Annotated in this window: 11 protein-coding genes, 1 tRNA gene and 2 pseudogenes; 9 read left to right on the forward strand and 5 right to left on the reverse strand. The window is 65.6% G+C overall.

The window, feature by feature from the left end:
- Positions 1-21: 21 nt before the first annotated feature.
- On the reverse strand, positions 22-429 hold the full coding sequence (locus KZO24_RS07235; protein WP_486487041.1) for a hypothetical protein: 408 nt from the start codon (positions 427-429) through the stop codon (positions 22-24).
- A 17-nt stretch (positions 430-446) separates the two neighbouring features.
- Positions 447-3,143 (reverse strand): TonB-dependent receptor plug domain-containing protein, encoded by a 2,697-nt coding sequence (locus KZO24_RS07240; RefSeq protein ID WP_486487042.1) that lies wholly within the window; start codon positions 3,141-3,143, stop codon positions 447-449.
- Between the two features lie 314 nt (positions 3,144-3,457).
- Here KZO24_RS07240 and infA point away from each other — a divergent pair, with 314 nt between their 5' ends.
- From infA to KZO24_RS07280, 8 genes and pseudogenes are all read left to right on the forward strand, one after another.
- Positions 3,458-3,709, forward strand: coding sequence for a translation initiation factor IF-1 (infA, locus tag KZO24_RS07245; RefSeq protein WP_008832182.1), 252 nt, complete (start codon positions 3,458-3,460; stop codon positions 3,707-3,709).
- A gap of 96 nt (positions 3,710-3,805) precedes the next feature.
- Positions 3,806-4,312 (forward strand): Maf family protein, encoded by a 507-nt coding sequence (locus KZO24_RS07250; protein ID WP_008832183.1) that lies wholly within the window; start codon positions 3,806-3,808, stop codon positions 4,310-4,312.
- Positions 4,305-5,277, forward strand: a pseudogene (locus KZO24_RS07255) (ribonuclease). The gene KZO24_RS07250 and the pseudogene KZO24_RS07255 overlap by 8 nt, the downstream one beginning before the upstream one ends.
- Positions 5,274-5,513, forward strand: coding sequence for a DNA gyrase inhibitor YacG (locus KZO24_RS07260; RefSeq protein WP_486487043.1), 240 nt, complete (start codon positions 5,274-5,276; stop codon positions 5,511-5,513). Before KZO24_RS07255 ends, KZO24_RS07260 begins: the two are co-directional and overlap by 4 nt.
- 51 nt (positions 5,514-5,564) lie before the next feature.
- Positions 5,565-5,640: transfer RNA gene (locus KZO24_RS07265), tRNA-Phe, on the forward strand.
- Between the two features lie 247 nt (positions 5,641-5,887).
- A pseudogene (locus tag KZO24_RS07270) lies at positions 5,888-7,077 on the forward strand (efflux RND transporter periplasmic adaptor subunit).
- A 6-nt stretch (positions 7,078-7,083) separates the two neighbouring features.
- On the forward strand, positions 7,084-10,290 hold the full coding sequence (locus KZO24_RS07275) for an efflux RND transporter permease subunit (RefSeq protein WP_271183452.1): 3,207 nt from the start codon (positions 7,084-7,086) through the stop codon (positions 10,288-10,290).
- Entirely contained in the window at positions 10,287-11,714 is a 1,428-nt protein-coding gene (locus KZO24_RS07280) for an efflux transporter outer membrane subunit (protein ID WP_271183453.1), read from the forward strand. Before KZO24_RS07275 ends, KZO24_RS07280 begins: the two co-directional genes overlap by 4 nt.
- Here KZO24_RS07280 and KZO24_RS07285 read toward each other — a convergent pair.
- The 3 genes from KZO24_RS07285 to KZO24_RS07295 all read right to left on the reverse strand — a co-directional run bounded on the left by KZO24_RS07285 (position 11,705) and on the right by KZO24_RS07295 (position 16,832).
- The gene (locus KZO24_RS07285) at positions 11,705-12,751 is read right to left on the reverse strand and encodes an NAD(P)H-dependent amine dehydrogenase family protein (protein WP_271183454.1); all 1,047 of its coding nucleotides are present in this window, start codon (positions 12,749-12,751) and stop codon (positions 11,705-11,707) included. The genes KZO24_RS07280 and KZO24_RS07285 overlap by 10 nt on opposite strands.
- A 91-nt stretch (positions 12,752-12,842) precedes the next feature.
- Positions 12,843-15,056 carry a TonB-dependent receptor gene (locus tag KZO24_RS07290; RefSeq protein ID WP_271183455.1) on the reverse strand — a complete coding sequence of 738 codons (2,214 nt, stop codon included), beginning with the start codon at positions 15,054-15,056 and terminating at the stop codon, positions 12,843-12,845.
- Positions 15,057-15,164: 108 nt separating this feature from the next.
- Complete coding sequence (locus tag KZO24_RS07295; protein WP_271183456.1) at positions 15,165-16,832, reverse strand: MFS transporter; 1,668 nt, start codon at positions 16,830-16,832, stop codon at positions 15,165-15,167.
- Between the two features lie 239 nt (positions 16,833-17,071).
- On the opposite strand from KZO24_RS07295, the gene KZO24_RS07300 reads away from it, so the two are divergent.
- Positions 17,072-18,325: an acetyl-CoA C-acetyltransferase gene (locus KZO24_RS07300; protein ID WP_271183457.1), complete on the forward strand. Its 1,254-nt coding sequence runs from the start codon at positions 17,072-17,074 to the stop codon at positions 18,323-18,325.
- The last annotated feature ends 6 nt before the right edge of the window (positions 18,326-18,331 follow it).

The following is an 18,331-nucleotide window of genomic DNA, read 5'->3' on the forward strand; positions in this document are numbered from 1 at the left end:
GGGAGTGGACCTTGCCTGTCCTCAGAACATCTTGCGGAAGTCGATCCCCAGCACGCGCCCCTGCGGCTCGCGGTAAGCACGCTGGTAGGCGATCGGCGTCGCGCCGTTCTGGTCGGTGACCTTCTGGCGCAGATCGAGCAGGTTGTCGGCCCGGAGCGACAGGCGCGAGCCCTTGAGGAACGGCATCTTCGCCACCAGCGCCTCGTTGCGGCCGAGATCGGCAAAGATCCGCAGCGATACGTCGAAGGTGCTGCCGAACCGCAAGTCCTGGCTCCCCGGCGCGCCAGAGCCATCGACCCGCGCGGCGGCATTCCACTCGGCCTTCAAACGCAAGCCATAGCCGTTCTTGAACAGGCCGCCCTCCGCCTCAATCGTGTGGCGCGGGGTGCCGCCCGCCGTGGTGGAATCGCCATTGAGCTGATCGAGCACCGGCACGCCCGGAGCGATCAGGATCGTGTCGGTGAAGCGCCAGGTGTGATAAACCGAGAGGTTCCAGCGACTGCCACCCCGTCCACCCGGCGGGCCGAAGCCGCCGCCCGGAGGGCCACCCGGTCCACCGCCCGGTCCGCGCCCGCCAGATTCAGCACGCGTCCCACCGGCGCCCCGCTCGCCTGCATTGGAAGCCATCGGCGGTTGCCCCCGAAAGCACCCGGGGGCGGGAACATCGGTTGCTCGCCCTGCGCGCGGGTCGTGCCGGGGGCCGGCGTCGGCGCATTGCAGAAACGCTCGCGCAGTTCGGCGAGCTTGGCCGGATCGACCTTGCCGTCGGCGCCCATGATGCGCTCGCGCATGCGGTCGGGCAGGCTCGCCACGTCCGGTGGGCCACTGCCGCCCGCGCAGAGCGCGGTACGGATGCGTTCGAAACGCTCGGGGTCCATCGGACCTCGGCCGCCGCCTTCGCCGGGAGTGGCACCCTGCCCTTCGGCCGAACAGGCACGCTGCTTGAACTCGGCCAGCTTGGCCGGGTCGATCTTGCCGTCCGCACCGGAGAGACGATTGCGCAATCCTTCGGGCAGGCCCGCCGGATCGGGATCGCCTGCGCCGGGCGCGCAGAGCTTTTCGCGGATCGCGGCGAAGCGCGATGGATCGAAGTTCGGACGCCCCGCCTCACCAGTCGCCTGCCCGCCATTCAACACCTGACCGCCCGCCATCGGCCCATTCGGACCGGTGACCGACTGCGTCGGCGCAGCGCTCATCGGCGCGGGCTGGCCTGCCGGCGTACCGCCGCCAGCCGATGACGAACCGCCAAGGCTGCCCGAAATGTTGAAGCCCCAGCGCATCGAGGAAGTCTTCACTTCGTCGAAAGTCACCGCGCGCCGGTCGATGCGGGTCAGGTTGCCGTCCGCGTCGCGCGTCACGCGGTCCGGGAAGGCGTCCTCGATCGCCGAGGTCAGCAGCGGGAACGACTGGGTGACGTTGCTCGACCGGTTCCGGAAGTATTCGACGATCAGGTTTGAGCGCTGGAAGAACGGCAACTTCCACTGCGCCGAGATCTTCCAGTCGCGCTGGGTTTCCTTCTTCAGGTCCGGATTGCCGCCGGTCACCGTGGTGACGAGCGCGGTGCGCGAATTCGTGAAGTCGTAGACCGCGACGTTGTATGTCTCGACCATCGGCGCGGCCAGCTGGGTCAGCTTGGGCGCGGCCTGATCGACGATATAGCTCGCCTGCAGCATCAGCGTTTCGGTCGGCGCCCATGTGACGCCCGCGCTCCAGTCCGTCAGCGTTCCGAAGTCCGACAGGTGGTCCAGTCCGCCGCTGAAATTCAGCGTGATGTCGCCCACCGCGCCAAGGAAATCCTCTCCCTTGCTGGTGAGCGGCAACGCCAGATTGACGCCGCCCAGCAGATCGCCGCGCCGGAGCGTCACGTTGCCCACGGTGGTGCGGGTGTCCTCGCTCATCGAGCGGTCGTAATCGTACCCACCCTTGACCGTCAGGTTGGCCTCGCCCGCAGGCATGCGGAAGGGCTTGCCCGACAGGGTGACGAGGTTGGACAGCGTCAGTTGGCGCGTGGTCGCGACGTCCACGCCTGCGCCCGGCACATTGGGCAGCGCTCCGGTGATGGAAAGCGCGCCGGATGCGACTTCGGCCTGCAGGTCGCCGTACTGCGTCTCGGTGCGACGGCGATCGACGCGGGTATTCGTGTCGGTATACGTCGCATTGGCGGTGGCGCTGACCTGCCATTCGCCGAGCATCGTGCTGTAGCCGAGCCCGCCCTCGAACGTATCGGTGATCGAGCGGTTTCGCAGCGGATCGGCCAGCGTGCGGCGCAGCGTCTGGCCGTCATAGGTCAGCGGAACCGTGTCGAGGCCCGAAAGCGAGAGCGTGTTCGAGCGGGTATATCCGCCGGTCGCGGTGATCGCCCCGGCCAGGCCCTTCTCGCCCAGCCCCTGCGTCATCGTGCCTTCCAGCGTCAGTTCGTGGTCCTGCGCGGCGAGGCTGCGATAGCGCGCCGGATCGGGATCGCCCGCGACTTGGGAAACGCGCGATTCGTCCTGCGTGATGCCGCGCTCGGCCTCGGTCAGCATGCTGGTGTTGTCGAGCTTGCCGTTGACGTTGAAGCGGCGCGGCCCGGCGATCTTGAACAGGCCGCCTTCCAGCTCGTAATTGTCGTAGCCGCCGCGCGTCGGGCGATTGTATTCGCCCGAAGTCGTCACCGCCGAGAACTGGTCCTTGAGGATGATGTTCACGACGCGCTGGTTGGCCGAATAGCCGAAGCGCAGCGCCACTTCCTCGGGCAGCACCTCGACCCGGCGGATCGCCTCGGGCGGGATGCCGCGCATCTCGCGGAAGCTGGAGATGCGCTGGCCGTTGAGCAGCATGACCGGCGAGCCGCCGCGCCCGCGGCCGCTGCCGGTCTGCGGGCTGATCGCATCCAGCAGTTCCTCGATCGAGGCGACGCCATAGGACGCGATGTCGTTCTCGTCGAAGACCGCAATGGGCTGCTGGGGCACGTCGATCGAGCCAATCACGCGCGGCGCGGTGACGAGAATCTCGTTGCCATGGACTTCCAGCGGGTTGTCGGGATCGGTGTCGTCATCCTTGATGACCGGCACGCTGGGTGCGTCAGCCGCCGCTTCCGCCGCGAACGCAGGCATCGGCATGGCGAGGCTCGCCACGAGGCTGATCAGAGGTAAGGAACGCAAGTGCAGTCTCCGCCAAGGTGCATCTGTGAAATAGTGATGTGTTCCTTCCCCTCCCGCGCTATTGCCTTGGCCTCTTGCGGACCACAAGCTGGGGCGCGGTATCATTTTGTCGCAATCGTCTTGCGCGAACATGAACCGGCGGCCCTTGCTGCTGTACGCATCGTCGCGAAGTCGTTGCGGGCCATGGCGCGATGCGCAAATGGCGACAAAGCAGTCACACGAACGGCAAAAATGCCGCCAAGGCTTCCATTTTCGCGGAGTCGTGGCTATGTCGCGCGCCGATGACACACCAGAACAATGGAAACTGATCGCCAATGGCGAAAGAAGAACTCCTCGAAATGCGCGGCCGCGTGGTCGAACTTCTCCCCAACGCGATGTTCCGCGTCGAGCTGGAGAACGGCCACGAAATCCTCGGCCACACCGCAGGCAAGATGCGCAAGAACCGCATTCGCGTGCTGGTCGGCGACGAAGTGCTCTGCGAGCTGACCCCCTACGATCTCACCAAGGGTCGCATCACCTACCGCTTCATGCCGGGCCGTGGCGGCCCTGGCCAGTTCGGGTCCTGACCTGACTGCGGCAGATTTGTCGGCGGGGCATGGCGCCCCCGACTCGTTCTCGCTTCCGCCAGCCCGCGACGCCGCGAACTGCTCTCCCGCATCGGGATGAGCGACTTCACGGTGGAAGCTGCAGACATCGACGAGACTGCGCATCCCCGCGAGGTACCGCGCGATTACGCCCGGCGCATGGCGCGGGAAAAGGCGCTTGCGCTGCCTCCCGGCGATGCTTTCGTGCTGGCTGGCGATACCGTAGTCGCCTGCGGCCGCCGCGTGCTGCCCAAGGCCGAAGATGAGAAGACCGCGCGCGAATGTCTCGCGCTGCTTTCGGGCAGGCGGCACCGCGTCCTCTCCGCCATCGCCCTGCGCGCGCCCGGCGGCACCCTGCACGAGCGGCTGAACGAGACGATCGTGCGCTTCAAGCAATTGTCAAAAGACGAGGTCGAAGCCTACATCGCCGGCGGCGAGTGGGAGGGCAAGGCCGGTGGCTATGCCATCCAGGGCAGCGCCGAAGGCCTCATCGCGTGGATTTCCGGCAGCCACTCAGGCGTCGTCGGCCTCCCCCTGTTCGAGACGCGCGCCCTGCTGAAGGGCGCAGGCTTCCCCATTGGCTGAATGGCTGGTCGAAGAGGGGATCGGCGAAACCCGCGCGATTCTCGTCGATAACGGCCATGTCCTTGCCGCAAGGCTGGAATGGCCGGGCCGGCTGACCGCCGGTGAAGTCGCTGACGCAGTGCTGGTATCGCGCCGCGCCGGAGCCTCACGCGGGACGGTTCGCTTCGATTCGGGCGAGGAGGCGTTCGTCGACGGCCTCCCCAAGTCCGCCAGCGAAGGCGCACGCCAGCGGGTGATCGTCACCCGCACAGCGATGGCCGAGACCGGCCGCTACAAACTGGCCCAGACCCGCGCCAGCGATCTTGCCCTCCGACCTGCCCCCACCCTTGCCGAATCGCTGCGTGGCGGCGGACTGCCGGTCAGGAAGGTCCGCCGCTTTTCCGACGATCCCTGGCCCGAGATCGTGGCCGAGGCGCTTGACGGCGTGATCGCCTTCGAGGGCGGATCGCTGGTGGTGACGCCGACCCCGGCGATGACGCTGATCGACATCGACGGCATCCTCCCCTCGCCGCGCTGGCGCTGGCCGCCGTGCCCGCGATCGCCGACGCGGTCGGGCGGCTCGACCTTGCCGGCTCGATCGGCATCGACTTCCCTCACTGGAGCGCAAGGACGACCGCCGCGCGGTGGACGATGCTCTGGCCGAAGCGCTCGACCACTGGCCGCACCAGCGCACGGCGATGAACGGCTTCGGCTTCGTGCAGCTCATCGCGCGACTGGAGCGCCCTTCGATCCCGCAGCGGGTGCGTGCCGCCCCCGCCGCCGCCGCCGCGCGCCTTCTTCTGCGCAGTGCCGAACATGTGGCCGAACCGGGCGCGCTGCTGCTCACCGCGCACCCCGCCGTGCGGGCCGCCATGAGCGAGGAATGGCTCGCCGACCTCGCGCGGCGCACCGGGCGCACGATCCGCTGGCAGGAGGAGCGCACGCTTGCGCTGGCCGCCGGATTCGCGCAGGCGGTGCCGCTATGACCCTCTCCGAACGCAAATGCCCGATCTGCCGCAAACCCCGCGCCGCCGAGTTCACGCCGTTCTGCTCCAAGCAGTGCCGCGATCGTGACCTGCTGAAGTGGCTGGACGACGGCTACGCCCTGCCTGGCCAGCGCCACGATCCCGAGGACTTCGTCGGGCAGGAAAAAACAATCCACAGGACGATTGAAATTTCTTCGTCATTTAGGGCTTGCCAAGGTCGGCCACCTTCTTCATAGGCCCGCCCACACCGCTCGCCGGTCTCTTCCAGAGGCCGCCGCCGAACGAGTGCCCGAGTAGCTCAGTTGGTAGAGCATGCGACTGAAAATCGCAGTGTCGGTGGTTCGAATCCGCCCTCGGGCACCATTTCCTTTCCTTTGGTGTCGCGCCCGAAATAAATCTCCATTACGGGAAACTGTGATGGATTTCGGCACGTTCAGCCGGATTGCCATGCGACTTTGATCTTTAGTCGCAAATTGTCGCATCTGCGAAATGGGCGCTTGCTCGCACACCGTTTTGCTGAATAGGACAGGGCAACATCCAACAAGGCGTGCGACTTGAACAGCTTCCCCCTTATGCCCTTCGCCGGCCCTCCGGTTGGCGCTGGCCGCTCCTGCCTGTTGCCGCCCTCGCGCTTGCCGGAGTGTCGCTTGCGGCATGCTCCGGCGGATCGTCAAAAGGTCAGCAGCAGCGCACTGCCGAAGTCGGCTATATTGTCGCGCAGACCAGCAGCGTCCCCCTCTCGGCAACGCTCAGCGGCCGTACGGTCGCCTTCGAGACGTCCGAGGTGCGTCCGCAGGTGACCGGCGTGATAAAGCGCCGCTTCTTTACAGAGGGCAGCACGGTCAAGGCAGGGCAACCGCTGTTCGAGATCGATCCCAGCCTCTACCGCGCGGCGGTGAACCAGGCGCAGGCGAACCTCTCCAGCGCGCGCGCCACGGCGGATGCAGCCTCGGTCAAAGCGGATCGCTATCGCCCGCTCGCCGACATGGAAGCGATCGCCAAGCAGGACTATACCGACGCCCTGGCGGAATCGAGGACAGCCAAGGCCGCCATCGCGCAGAACGCCGCCGCGCTCGACACGGCAAAGATCAACCTTCGCTTCACCACCGTTCCCGCGCCGATCAGCGGGAAGATCGGACGCCAGCTGTTCACCGTCGGCGCCCTCGTCAGCGCCACGCAGGCCGATCCGCTCGCGGTGATCCAGCGCATGGACCCGATCTACGTCGACATGCAGCAGTCCGCCGCCGAGCTGACGAGCCTGCGTCGCCGCCTTGCCGAAGGCGGCGTGACCCCGGCAGCACCGAGGTCCACCTCATGCTGGACGGCGGCATCCGCTATCCGCAGGCGGGCACCGTGCAGTTCTCCGAAGTCACGGTCGACCAGACCACCGGCACCGTCACCTTGCGCGCGCGCTTTCCTAACCCCGACGGCATTCTGCTTCCCGGGATGTTCGTGACGGCGATGTTCGACCAGGCTTCGGACCCGAACGCCTTCCTCATCCCGCAGAACGCCGTGCAGCGCGACTTCGACGGCAGCGCCTTCGTGATGCTGGTCGGCGCCGACAACAAGGCGCAGCGCCGCAAGGTCACCGCCGACCGCACGTACAATGAGTTCGCGGTCGTGACCGGCGGGCTGAAGAAAGGCGACAAGGTCATCACGCAAGGGCTCAACGGTCTGCGTCAGGGCGCTCCGATCAAGCCGGTCGTGAGCACGGCGCCTCAGAAGGTCGAGCCGCGCAAGGAAGGCCAGGGTGCGGGAAGCGGCGCAGAGGCAGGCCAATCCGGCCACAAGCGCGGCTGACGGTTCATGTCCCGCATCTTCATCGATCGCCCGATCTTCGCCTGGGTTCTGGCGATCATCGTGATGCTCGCCGGCCTCGGCGCGCTGAATTTCCTGCCCAATGAGCAATACCCGGACATCGCGCCGACGCAGGTGAACATCCGCGCCACTTATCAGGGCGCGTCGGCGCAGACGATCGAGAACTCGGTGACGCAGATCATCGAGCAGCAACTGACCGGCATCGACGGCCTGCTCTACTTCAGTTCCGAATCGAGCAATCGCGGGCAGGCGAGCATCAGCGCCACTTTCGCCAAGGGCACCGACCCCGACATCGCGCAGGTCCAGGTCCAGAACAAGGTCCAGTCGGCGATCCCGCGCCTGCCGCAGACCGTGCAGGCGCGCGGCGTCACCGTGACCAAGTCGAACGCCGACCAGCTGCTGCTGGTGGCGGTCTACGACGAGACCGACCAGCGCTCCAACCAGGACGTGTCGGACTATCTTGCCTCGAACATCCAGGACCCGCTTTCGCGCGTCCAGGGCGTGGGCGACGTCAACGTGTTCGGCGCGCCGCACGCGATGCGTATCTGGCTGGACCCGCGCAAGCTTGCCGCCGTGGCGCTCATGCCCAGCGACGTGACCTCAGCGATCACCGCCCAGAATACCGAAGTCGCGGCGGGCGAGATCGGGGGCACGCCTGCGGTCGACGATCAGGCGATCAACGCCGTCGTCACCGCCGGTTCGCGCCTGCAGACCGCCGACCAGTTCCGCGCCATCGTGCTCAAGACCAACCCGGACGGTTCGGTCGTCACCATTGGCGATGTCGCACGGGTAGAGATCGGCGCGGACAGCTACTCCTCGGTCAGCCGCGTCAACGGTCACCCCGGCGCAGGCATCTCGATCTCGCTGGCGCCCGGCGCCGACGCCCTGCGCACGGCAGAAGCGGTCAAGGCGAAGATGCAGGACCTCGCGGCAGAGATGCCCGACGGCGTGAAGTACATCTACGGCAGTGACTCCACGACGTTCATCAAGCTCTCGGTCGAAGAGGTCGAGAAGGCGCTGTTCGAGGCGATCATCCTCGTTGTCATCGTGATGTTCGTGTTCCTGCAGAGCTGGCGCGCCACGCTGATCCCGGCGATCGCGGTGCCGGTGGTGCTGCTGGGCACCTTCGCGGTGTTCTACGTGATGGGCTTCTCCATCAACACGATGACGCTGTTCGGGCTGGTGCTGGCTATCGGCCTGCTGGTCGATGACGCCATCGTCGTGGTCGAGAACGTCGAGCGCCTGCTGGAAGAGAACCCCGGCATGTCCCCGCGCGACGCCACCATCAAGTCGATGGAGGAGATCCAGGTAGCGCTGGTGGCTATCGCGCTGGTGCTTTCGGCGGTGTTCCTGCCGATGGCCTTCTTCGGCGGCTCGACGGGCGTGATCTACCGCCAGTTCTCGCTGACCATCGTGACCGCGATGGTGCTTTCGGTGCTGGTGGCGCTGATCCTCAGCCCGGCGCTGACGGCGACGCTGCTCAAGGCCAAGAAACCCCATGGCGAGGAAAATCACGAGCCGAACTGGATCGAACGCCACCTGCCCTGGCTCGCGCGCGGCTGGGAGAAGTTCCACACCTGGTTCAACCGCAGCTTCGAGCGTGTTACCGATGCCTATGTGCGCAAGGTGGACGTCGTGGTTGCCCACAAGTGGCGCTGGCTCGCGCTGTTCGCGGTTACTTGCGTCGGTACGTTCCTGCTGTTCCAGCGGCTGCCGACAGGCTTCCTGCCGAACGAGGACCAGGGCAACATAAGCGTACAATGGCGCCTGCCCGCCGGCACCCCGCGCTCGCGTACCGAGCAAGTGCAGCGCGAAATCGAGAAGTACTTCACGACTTACGAGAAGCACAACGTCGCGGGCATGTTCTCCGTCGCGGGCGGCGGGCGCGGTGCATCCGGCCAGAACAGCGGTCAGGGCTTCATCAACCTGACCGACTGGTCGCAGCGCACCGACCCGAAGGACGGCGCCGACGCCATCGTTCAGCGCGCCAGCGCCGCCTTCCGCAGTCTTCGAGACGCGCAGGTCTTCGTGCTGGTGCCGGGCGCCGTTCGCGGCCTCGGCGATTCGGCGGGCTTCACGATGGAGTTGCAGAACGCCAGCGGACTGTCGGACGACAAGTTCATGGCCGCTCGCGAAAAGCTGCTCGCCGCCGCTGGCGCGAACGACCAGTTGTCGGGCGTGCGCCTGAGCAACCTGCCGGACGTCTCGACCCTCAAGATCAACACCGACATCCGCGCTCTCACCGCGTTCGGCCTGACCCCCGGCAACGTCAACGCCACGCTTTCGACGGCCTGGGGCGGTACGTACGTCAACGACTTCATCGACAAGGGCCGCGTCAAGCGCGTCTACGTACAGGGCGATGCGCAGTTCCGCTCGCGCCCGGAAGATCTGGCGCAGTGGTTCGTTCGCGGCTCCGACGGGCAAATGGCGCCCTTCTCTTCGTTCTCGACGATCGGATGGTCGACGGCGCCGAGTTCCACCTCGCGCTTCAACGGCCTGCCCGCTTATGAGTTCTCCGGTAATGCCGGTTCCGGCGTCAGCTCGGGCACGGCGATGAACGTGATGGAGCAACTCGTCGCCGATATTCCCGGCGTGAGCGTCGCATGGGCGGGCTCCTCGTATCAGGAGCGGTTGTCGTCCGGACAAGGGCCCATCCTCTACGCCCTGTCCCTGCTGGTCGTGTTCCTGTGCCTTGCGGCGCTTTACGAGAGCTGGTCGATCCCGGTTGCGGTAATCCTCGTCATTCCGCTCGGCCTGTTGGGCGCCATCGCCTTCGTCACGCTGCGCGGGTTGGAGAACGACGTGTACCTGCAGATCGGCCTGCTCACGACCATGGGCCTTGCCGCGAAGAACGCGATCCTGATGATCGAATTCGCCGAGCAGGCGGAACGGCAAGGCAAGCGCGTCATCGACGCCGCGCTGGAGGCCGCAAAGATCCGACTGCGCCCGATCCTGATGACCAGCTTCGCGTTCATCTTCGGCGTGCTGCCGCTTGCCATCGCTACCGGCGCGGGCGCTAACAGCCGCGTCGCCATCGGCACGGCGGTGGTCGGCGGCATGCTCACCGCGACGATCCTTGCGATCTTCTACATACCGCTGTTCTTCGTGCTCGTGCGCCGCAGCGTGCGCGACGGTCTTGCCGCAGCACGAGAGAAACTGCAGCAGCGCCGCGGGCGCTCGGGAGACCCCGCATGAAGCGCATGAGCATCCGCCTGATGGCGGGCGTCCTGCCTGCCCTGGCCCTTGGCGCCTGCTCGCTGGCTCCAAAATACGTCCAGCCCGACCTGCCCGTCCCGACCTCGTGGCCGGTTGGCGACGCATACCTGCAGCAGAGCGAGGCTTCGCTGCCGGAGGTGTCCTACAAGGACATATTCCGCGACCCTCGCCTGCAGTCGCTCGTCGAGGAGGCACTGGCCAACAACCGCGACTTGCGCGTGGCGGCGGCGAACGTCGCGGCGGCGCGGGCACAAGTGCGCGTAACTCGGGCGAACCAGTTCCCGGCTGTCGGCATCAGCGGCTCCGCCACCGACACCGAGACCGGCGGCGGCTTCGGCCTCAACGGCATGAGCTATTCGGTACAGGGCGGTATCTCCAGCTTCGAGCTGGACCTGTTCGGCAAGCTCGCCAACGCCACCCGCTCGGACCGCGATACAGCGCTGGCGACGGAAGCGGCAGCGCGCACGGTTCGCCTTGGTCTCGTCGCCGATCTTGCGCAGGCTTGGGCGACGTATGCCGCCGACACCGACTTGCTCAAGCTGGCACAGGCTACTGCGGCCAACGCCAAGGATAGCGTGCGGCTGTCGTCCGCCCGTCTCAAGGGCGGCGTCGCCGCGCGTACCGAACTTCGGCAGGCCGAACAGGTTCTCGAAACCGCCAATGGCGACCTCGCCACGCAGACCGCCGCGCTGGCGCAGGACATCAACGCGATCCGCCTTCTCGTAGGTGCGGAATTCGATCGCGCGCTGCTGCCGACCGGGATCGACGAGGTCAACGCCAGCCTCGGCGAAGTGCCTGCCGGGCTTTCGACGCAAGTATTGCTGCGCCGCCCGGACGTGGTTCAGGCCGAATACCAACTGCGCGCCGCCAATGCCGACATAGGTGTCGCACGGGCACAGCTCTTCCCCACGATATCGCTAAGCGCCCTGATCGGCTTCGCCAGCCAGTCGCTATCGAGCCTGTTCGACACGGCCTCGCGCACGACGACGCTGGGTGCGGATGGCAGCTGGTCGGTGTTCAACGCAGGGGGCCGCAAGGCCAATGTCGAGGTGACCAAGGCCCAGCGCGACGCGGCCCTGGCGACTTACGAGAAAGCGATCCAGACCGCCTTCCAAGAAACCGCCGACGCCCTCGCCGACCAGGGCACCCTCGCCGAACGCCTGCGCGCCGCGACGGCCTTCACCGGCGCGGCACAGGACACCGCTACGCTCACCGAGGCGAGCTATCGCCGAGGTATCGTCGGCTCGCTCGACAACCTCGATGCGCAGCGCAGCCTCTATTCCGCGCGGCAGGCGGAGATCGCGGTGCGGCTGACACAGGCGGGCAACCGGATAGCGCTTTACCGCGTATTGGGTGGCGATCAGTCGACGCCGACGGTGGCGGGGCCGGCAACTCAGCCGTAAAGCGGGACGATCTGCGGCAGTTCGACGGTAGTGCGAATGCCCGGCGCGGCCGCACAGACCGCTGGAATGGCATTGATAGGTCGATGCGCGGTCAAGCCGGGCGTGTAGGCGGCGTAGTCTTCCTCCGCGACCGGGAAAGTAATGTCCACCTTGACAGGCGTGTCGCCCTCGGTGCTGATCCGCCATCCGGACTCGCGCAAGTCCCATTCGTGCTCGATGTCGGTGGTGACGTACCAGTTAGCGCGGAAGCGCAGGATCGGACGACCCTGATGCTTGCAGGTGATGGTTGTACGCATCGCGCCGACGGTGCCGGCGGGCACTTTGCCGGCCGCTATATCGAGGTCACCGCGCGTCGCGGAAAGTTCGCCGACCGCTTCTATATCATCGCAAGGTAGCCCCATGGCCTCGGCGACCTGCGAAAGCGAGCTGCCGAAATCCCCCTTGAGATGCTCGGCCCGGCACTGGTCGAATGGTGCCATCGGCGCCGCGAAGCCCATGATGTGAAACAGCATGTCGGGCGAATTGCGGCTCGACACGTCGGCATATTCGTCGATCGTGAGCAAACCATGTTCGCGCTGGAGCGACAACAGAGGGATCGCCAGCGCTTCCGTGACGAAACCGGGGCTCGACCCGGTGGAATGGATCGACGTACCCCCTGCCGTACAGGCCTCTTCGACCCGGGCGCGTCTTCCGGCATCCATGAGAGGTGGATAATGGAAGTCGCCGCGCGTCGTCACCACGTTCTTGCCCGAAGCAAGGAGCGCGCACAGGGCGTCCCAGTCGGTCCCCTGCGGCATGAACAGGACACAGTCGGCATCGAGGGCGACGATCTCCTCAAGCGAATTCGTCGCCTTGATGCCGGTTTCCGCAAGACCGCAGAGTGCGCCCGCGTCCTTGCCGACCTTCTCCGGCGAACTGACCCACAGGCCCACCAGTTCCATCCGGGGATGCTCGATGAGCATGCGCAAGGCCCGACTGCCGACGTTGCCGGTCGCCCACTGGACGACACGCCAGGTCCTGTTTGCATCTTGCGGCATCGATCTCTCCCTTGTGCTGCGTTCAGCCTGAAACCGGCAGGTCAGCAACTGTCGTTGCATGTGGCAATTCCCATCAGGGAACGCCCTCTGCTCAGAACTTCACGCCCAGTTCCACGCCGTACGTGACCGGCTTGCTCCAGTTCGCGCCAATGCCGAAGCTCGAATACTGCGCCTGCGTGAGGTATCGGCTGTTGGTGACGTTGTCCCCGAAGACCGCTACGTGGAACCCGTCATCCGGGGCGTTCCATTGCGCCCGAAGGGCCAGGGTTTCGTAGCCACCCTGCTCGAACTGGACACCCGAGGGGCCGAAGAAGAAGCTCGACGAGTAGAACAGGTTGCCCGACAGCGCGAGTTCGCCGCCCGCCAGATCGGTCTCGTAGCGCGCGCCGACGAAGCCAGTGAATTCCGGGGTGCGTTGCATCGTCACGTCTTCCAGCGTGGTGGGCACCACGACGAAGCTGACCCCGTTGGCGGCGCAAGTCGCGGCGGTTTCCTCGCCCAGTTCGGAGCAGCGCACATAGACCGGCGCGTTGTTGAATCGCTTGTAGCGTGCATGGACGTAGGAGGCGCCAGCGTTGATCTGGAACGCAGGCGTGACCTGATAGTGCAATGCGCCTTCCAGCCCGTAGATTTCCGAGGTCGCGGCGTTGATGATCTCCGCCGTGCCGGTGCGGTAAATCGACACCTGCAAGTTCTTGTAATCATAGTAGAACGCGGCGGCCTCGAACGAAAAGCCGCGATCCTCGTACTTGAAGCCCACTTCGTAGGCGTTGATATCCTCGGGCTTGACGCGGTTGCAGGTATAGTTTGTGTCGGGGATCTGGCACGAACCTCCGACGTCCGAGATCGCCGCCTTGTAGCCCTTCGTGAACGAGGCGTAGATACTCGTCCGGTCGGTCGGCTTGTAGCGCAGCACCACGCGCGGGGTCAGCTTGTTGTTCGAGATGTTCGGCACCGGCATCTCGGTGAGAGCGAATTGCTGGTTCCAGTAGGCATCGACGATCTTGTCGATCGAATAGCGCGCGCCGGCCGTCAGGAAGAATTGCGGCGTGATCTCGTAGGTGGCGTCGAGAAAGGCGGCGTAGCTCTTGACCGTGGTGCTCGACCCGCCGAGCCGGATGCGCTGGTCGGGCGCGTTGCCGCCATTGTTGATGTAAGTGATGTAAGTGTCGCTATTCTGGAAGTAGAACAGCCCCGCCGTCCACTGCAGCTTCGGCCCCGCCTTCGACGTGAGCAGCAGTTCCTGGCTCCAGGTCTCGTTGAGATTGGGCAGGCCTAGTTGAAACAGGTCGAGCCCCGAATAGTCGAGGTCCTGCGACATCAGCGAGTTCTCGCTGCGGTACTGGCTGTAGGAGGTCAGGTCCGCGAAGCCGAGGTCCGCACGGATCGTGCCCTGCACTACGTCGGTGTTGGAGCGGAAGACTTCCGGCACCGAGCCACTGGCAATGCGGTTCTTCGCCGTGGTGTAAGTCCCCGGCACTCCGCCGAACGGCGCGCCGAGGCCAAAGTCCGAGGTGTTTAGGCTGGACGCCAGCATGGTCGAGGGATCGTCCACCTGGCCGTGCTTGTAACGCAGCAACACGTCCACCGTGTCGGTCAGTTCCGCCTTGAGGCCGAGACGGAACGACCAGTTCTCGTAGTCGCCAACGCGCCGATCGTTATTGGAGATATCGTGCTGCCAGCCGTCACCGCGACGATACTGGCCCTCGAGGCTCAGTGCCACGCGGTCGGAAATGACGTAGTTGGCGAAGGCTTCCGCCTTGGCCTCGTTGTAGCGGCCGTAAGTCACGCGGCCCTCGAAGGCATTGCCCGAAGTGGACGGCTCGCGGGTGGTGACGAGGATCGCGCCACCGGTGGTGTTGCGACCGAACAGCGTGCCCTGCGGCCCCTTAAGCACCTGAATCGAACTGACGCTGATGAGATCGAAGTCGGCCGCCAGCGGGTTCGGCGAATAGAACCCGTCGATGTAGATGCCGACGTTGCCACCGCCGCCCGAGGTCGTCACCGCCGTACCGATGCCGCGAATGGTGGGCTGGAAGAACCCACCCGCGAAGTCGAAGCGCAGCGCCGGAGTGACCTTGCCGATATCGGCAAGCTGCTGGACGCTGGCGGTCTTTAGCGCGTCGCTCGAAAGGTTGGTGATCGAAATCGGCACATCGACCTGCGCCTCCGCGCGGCGTTGTGCGGTAACGATGATCGCGCCCTCCTCAGCCGTGGCGGCCTCTTGCGCGCCCTGCGCATGCGCTGAAATCGGCGTCAGCATCGCCAGTGCGAACACGGACGTGCAAGCCCCTGCTATCTTCACGGTATCCCTCCCAACTGCTTTTGCAGCGAGGCTACACGAGGCCGTCACGCGATCCAGTGATGGACCGAGATCCAGCTTATATATCGCGCTGGCAGATTTCACGCGACATCAGGTTCCCGGCGTGATGTAGCCGATCGTCTCCTGTCGCGGATCGAAGGACTCCGCCTTCCAGCGCACCGAACCGAAGGGCCTTTCGAGAAGACGACGCACCCGGCGGCCATGATTGCTGCGGTTGAAGCCGTCCGCCTGTGCCTGGATGTCGAAATCGCTCTGGGTGTAGCGGCCGCGCATGCGCAGGTAGTCTCCCCAGGTCGGGCAGTGGTATCGCTCGGTCCAGAGGGCCGGGTTTTCGATGTCGCGCGAGATCGTCCAGTCGAAGCCGCCGTTGCGCTTGCGCACTTTCTGCATCGTCATCATGACTTCGTAGAACTCGCGGGCCTGCCCGGGATCGACGTCGTATTCAACCTCGACGACCAGCGGCCCGGACCGCAAGGTCAGCGGCAGCGCGGCTGAGGGCTCATGGCCGATCTCGACCGAATCCATATCGGCCTCGGGATCCTCCCGAATTGGCAATATCGTACCGAGGAGCGCCGTCGCGGCAACGGCCATGCCAGAGGCCACCAGCGCGAAGGCCACGTCATGCCGCGCGGCGACCACGCCCCAACCCCAGGCGCCGACGCCGATCCCCGCTGTGATCGCGGAGGAGAACAGTGACAGCGCCCGCGCCGTCACCCATCGCGGGGCCGACAGTTGCACTGTCACGTTCAGCATCGCGATAGTCAGGATATTGCCCGCGCCCACCAAAAGGAACGCGAGGCATGTGACCGTAAGCGAGTGACTGAACCCGATCGCCACCAGCGCCGCCCCGCTCATGATCGCGAACAGCCTCACCGCCCACTCGGTAGAGATCATCGCCCGGATCTGGCTGACGAACAGCGCGCCGCCCACCGCGCCAACGCCTTGAGCGCCAAGCAGGATACCGAACGTTGCAGCATTTCCGTGCAGCAAATCCTTTGCAATCAACGGGGCAAGCGCGGAAGCCGTAGCCGTACTCAGCCCGAATCCCAGTACACGCAGCAGCGCAGTACGCACTGCGGGCGCATGCAGCGCATAGCGCGCGCCGGTCAGGATCGCCCGGTCTATCCGTTCGGGCGGCAGCCGCGAAGGCACATGAGTCCGCCGCCACAGGAAGAACGCCGTCAGCAGCGGCAGGTAGAGCAGTGCGGTCATGCCAAACACGACCTTCACGCCGTAGAGCACCACGATCAGGCCGCCCAATGCGGGACCGAAGCTGCGCGCGACATTGTAGCTAATCGTCCCCAGCGCTACAGCGGCAGGCAGGTGAGAGCGCGAGACCTGCTCCGGGATCGATGCCTGCCACGAAGGCGAGAACAGCGCCACGCCCGCGCCGATCAGGATGCAGAACGCCAGCAGCATTCCGGGCGTCGTCAGTCCTGCAAAGGTCACCGCTGCGAGCACCGCCGCGCTCACCGCGCTGAACGTAAGGCCGGTCATGGCGATCCGGCGGCGATCGAACATGTCGGCGATGGCGCCGGCCGGAAGCGTCACCAGCATCAGCGGGATCATCATCGCCGTCTGCACCAGCGCGACCATGCTCGCCGAATTGCTCAGCCGCGTCATCTCCCATTGCGCGCCGACGCCCAGAAAGAGCTGTCCGAAGTTGGAGAACAGGCTGGCGGTCCAGATATTGCGGAACGTACGTTCGCGAAGCGGTGCGAAGGCGCCGCCTGCCTCCTCATCCTGCGCCGTCGCCATGGCTGCTCATCCCCTGTTGTTATGTCTGTCCGCCGATGTTGAACGCACCGGCGCAGCCGTCAACCTGCCCATCGCGAAGACGATCCATTGACGCAAGCGAACACAATTCCGACATACTAACCATAGTCAGCAATCGCTGCGGCGATAGCGCCCGCTACCTAGATTGCAAATCGGGCAGCAGGCCCGCATCACGCGAAAAACCGCGCTTTGCTGCGCGAAGGAACGCGAGGAGACCTGTCTTGACCGAGGCCTATATCATCGACGCCGTGCGCACCCCTCGCGGGATCGGCAAGATGGGCAAGGGCGCGTTGTCGCAGATGCATCCCGAACATCTTTCGGCAACGGTCCTCGCCGCGCTCAAGGATCGCAACGGGCTCGAAACCGCGGACGTCGACGACGTGATCTGGGGCGTCTCGGCCGCACTGGGACTGCAGGCGGGCGACATCGGGCGCATGGCGGCACTGGACGCCGGTTACGACGTGAAGGCGGGCGGCGTCACACTCAACCGCTTCTGCGGATCGAGCCTCACCGCCACCAGCCTCTCAGCGGCAATGATCAAGTCGGGCATGGCCGACCTCATGGTGGCCGGCGGCATGGACATGCTCTCCTACGCCAATATGTACGGTATGAAGATGCGCGAGGCCGGGGTCGGCAGTGCCGGCATGGGGGCAGGCAATACGCGCCTGCAGGCCAGGCACCCGCAGTCGAACCAAGGCGTCTGCGCCGACGCGATCGCCGCGATGGAAGGCATCACCCGCGAGGAACTCGAAGCACTCGGTGTCGAGAGCCAACGCCGGGCCGCCGTCGCCCTGGCGGAAGGGCGTTTCGACAAGTCCACGATCGTCGTGAAGGACGACGAGGGCAAAGTCATCCTCGACCACGAGGAGTACCCTCGCCCGGAAACCACCGCCGAAAGCCTCGCCCAGCTCAAGCCGGCTTTCGAAATGTTCCTGAACATGCCGTCCGCGCCCGGCGGGAAGACTTACGGCGAATTGATCAACCAGGTCTATCCCGAGATCGAGATCAAGCCGATCCATCACGTCGGCATCTCCTCGGGTGTGGTCGATGGTGCCTCGGCGATCCTGCTGGCGTCGAAGGAGTACGCAGAGGCACACGGCCTGAAGCCGCGTGCCCGCATCGTCGCAATGGCGGAGACGGGCGACTGTCCGACCCTCATGCTCAACGGCCCTGTGCCCGCGGCGCGCAAGGTGCTCGCCAAGGCGGGGCTCACTACCGACGATATCGACGTCTTCGAAGTGAACGAGGCATTCGCCGTCGTCGTCGAGAAGTTCATCCGCGACCTTGACCTCGACCGCGCCAAGGTCAATCCCAATGGCGGGTCGATCGCGCTCGGCCACCCGATCGGCGGCACCGGCGCCATGCTGATCGGCACTGCTCTCGACGAACTCGAGCGCACCGGCGGGCGTTACGGTCTCATCACGATGTGCGCGGCGGGCGGCATGGCCCCTGCCATAATCATCGAGCGCGTCTGAAGGCGC

The organism is Novosphingobium sp. NFX11 (assembly GCF_057376415.1).

What these genes read in the sequence shown, in the direction of transcription:
- infA (WP_008832182.1), top strand. Translation starts at nt 3,458, where the DNA reads ATGGCGAAAGAAGAACTCCTCGAAATGCGCGGCCGCGTGGTCGAACTT.
- KZO24_RS07250 (WP_008832183.1), top strand. Translation starts at nt 3,806, where the DNA reads ATGAGCGACTTCACGGTGGAAGCTGCAGACATCGACGAGACTGCGCAT.
- KZO24_RS07260 (WP_486487043.1), top strand. Translation starts at nt 5,274, where the DNA reads ATGACCCTCTCCGAACGCAAATGCCCGATCTGCCGCAAACCCCGCGCC.
- KZO24_RS07275 (WP_271183452.1), top strand. Translation starts at nt 7,084, where the DNA reads ATGTCCCGCATCTTCATCGATCGCCCGATCTTCGCCTGGGTTCTGGCG.
- KZO24_RS07280 (WP_271183453.1), top strand. Translation starts at nt 10,287, where the DNA reads ATGAAGCGCATGAGCATCCGCCTGATGGCGGGCGTCCTGCCTGCCCTG.
- KZO24_RS07285 (WP_271183454.1), bottom strand. Translation starts at nt 12,751, where the DNA reads ATGCCGCAAGATGCAAACAGGACCTGGCGTGTCGTCCAGTGGGCGACC.
- KZO24_RS07295 (WP_271183456.1), bottom strand. Translation starts at nt 16,832, where the DNA reads ATGGCGACGGCGCAGGATGAGGAGGCAGGCGGCGCCTTCGCACCGCTT.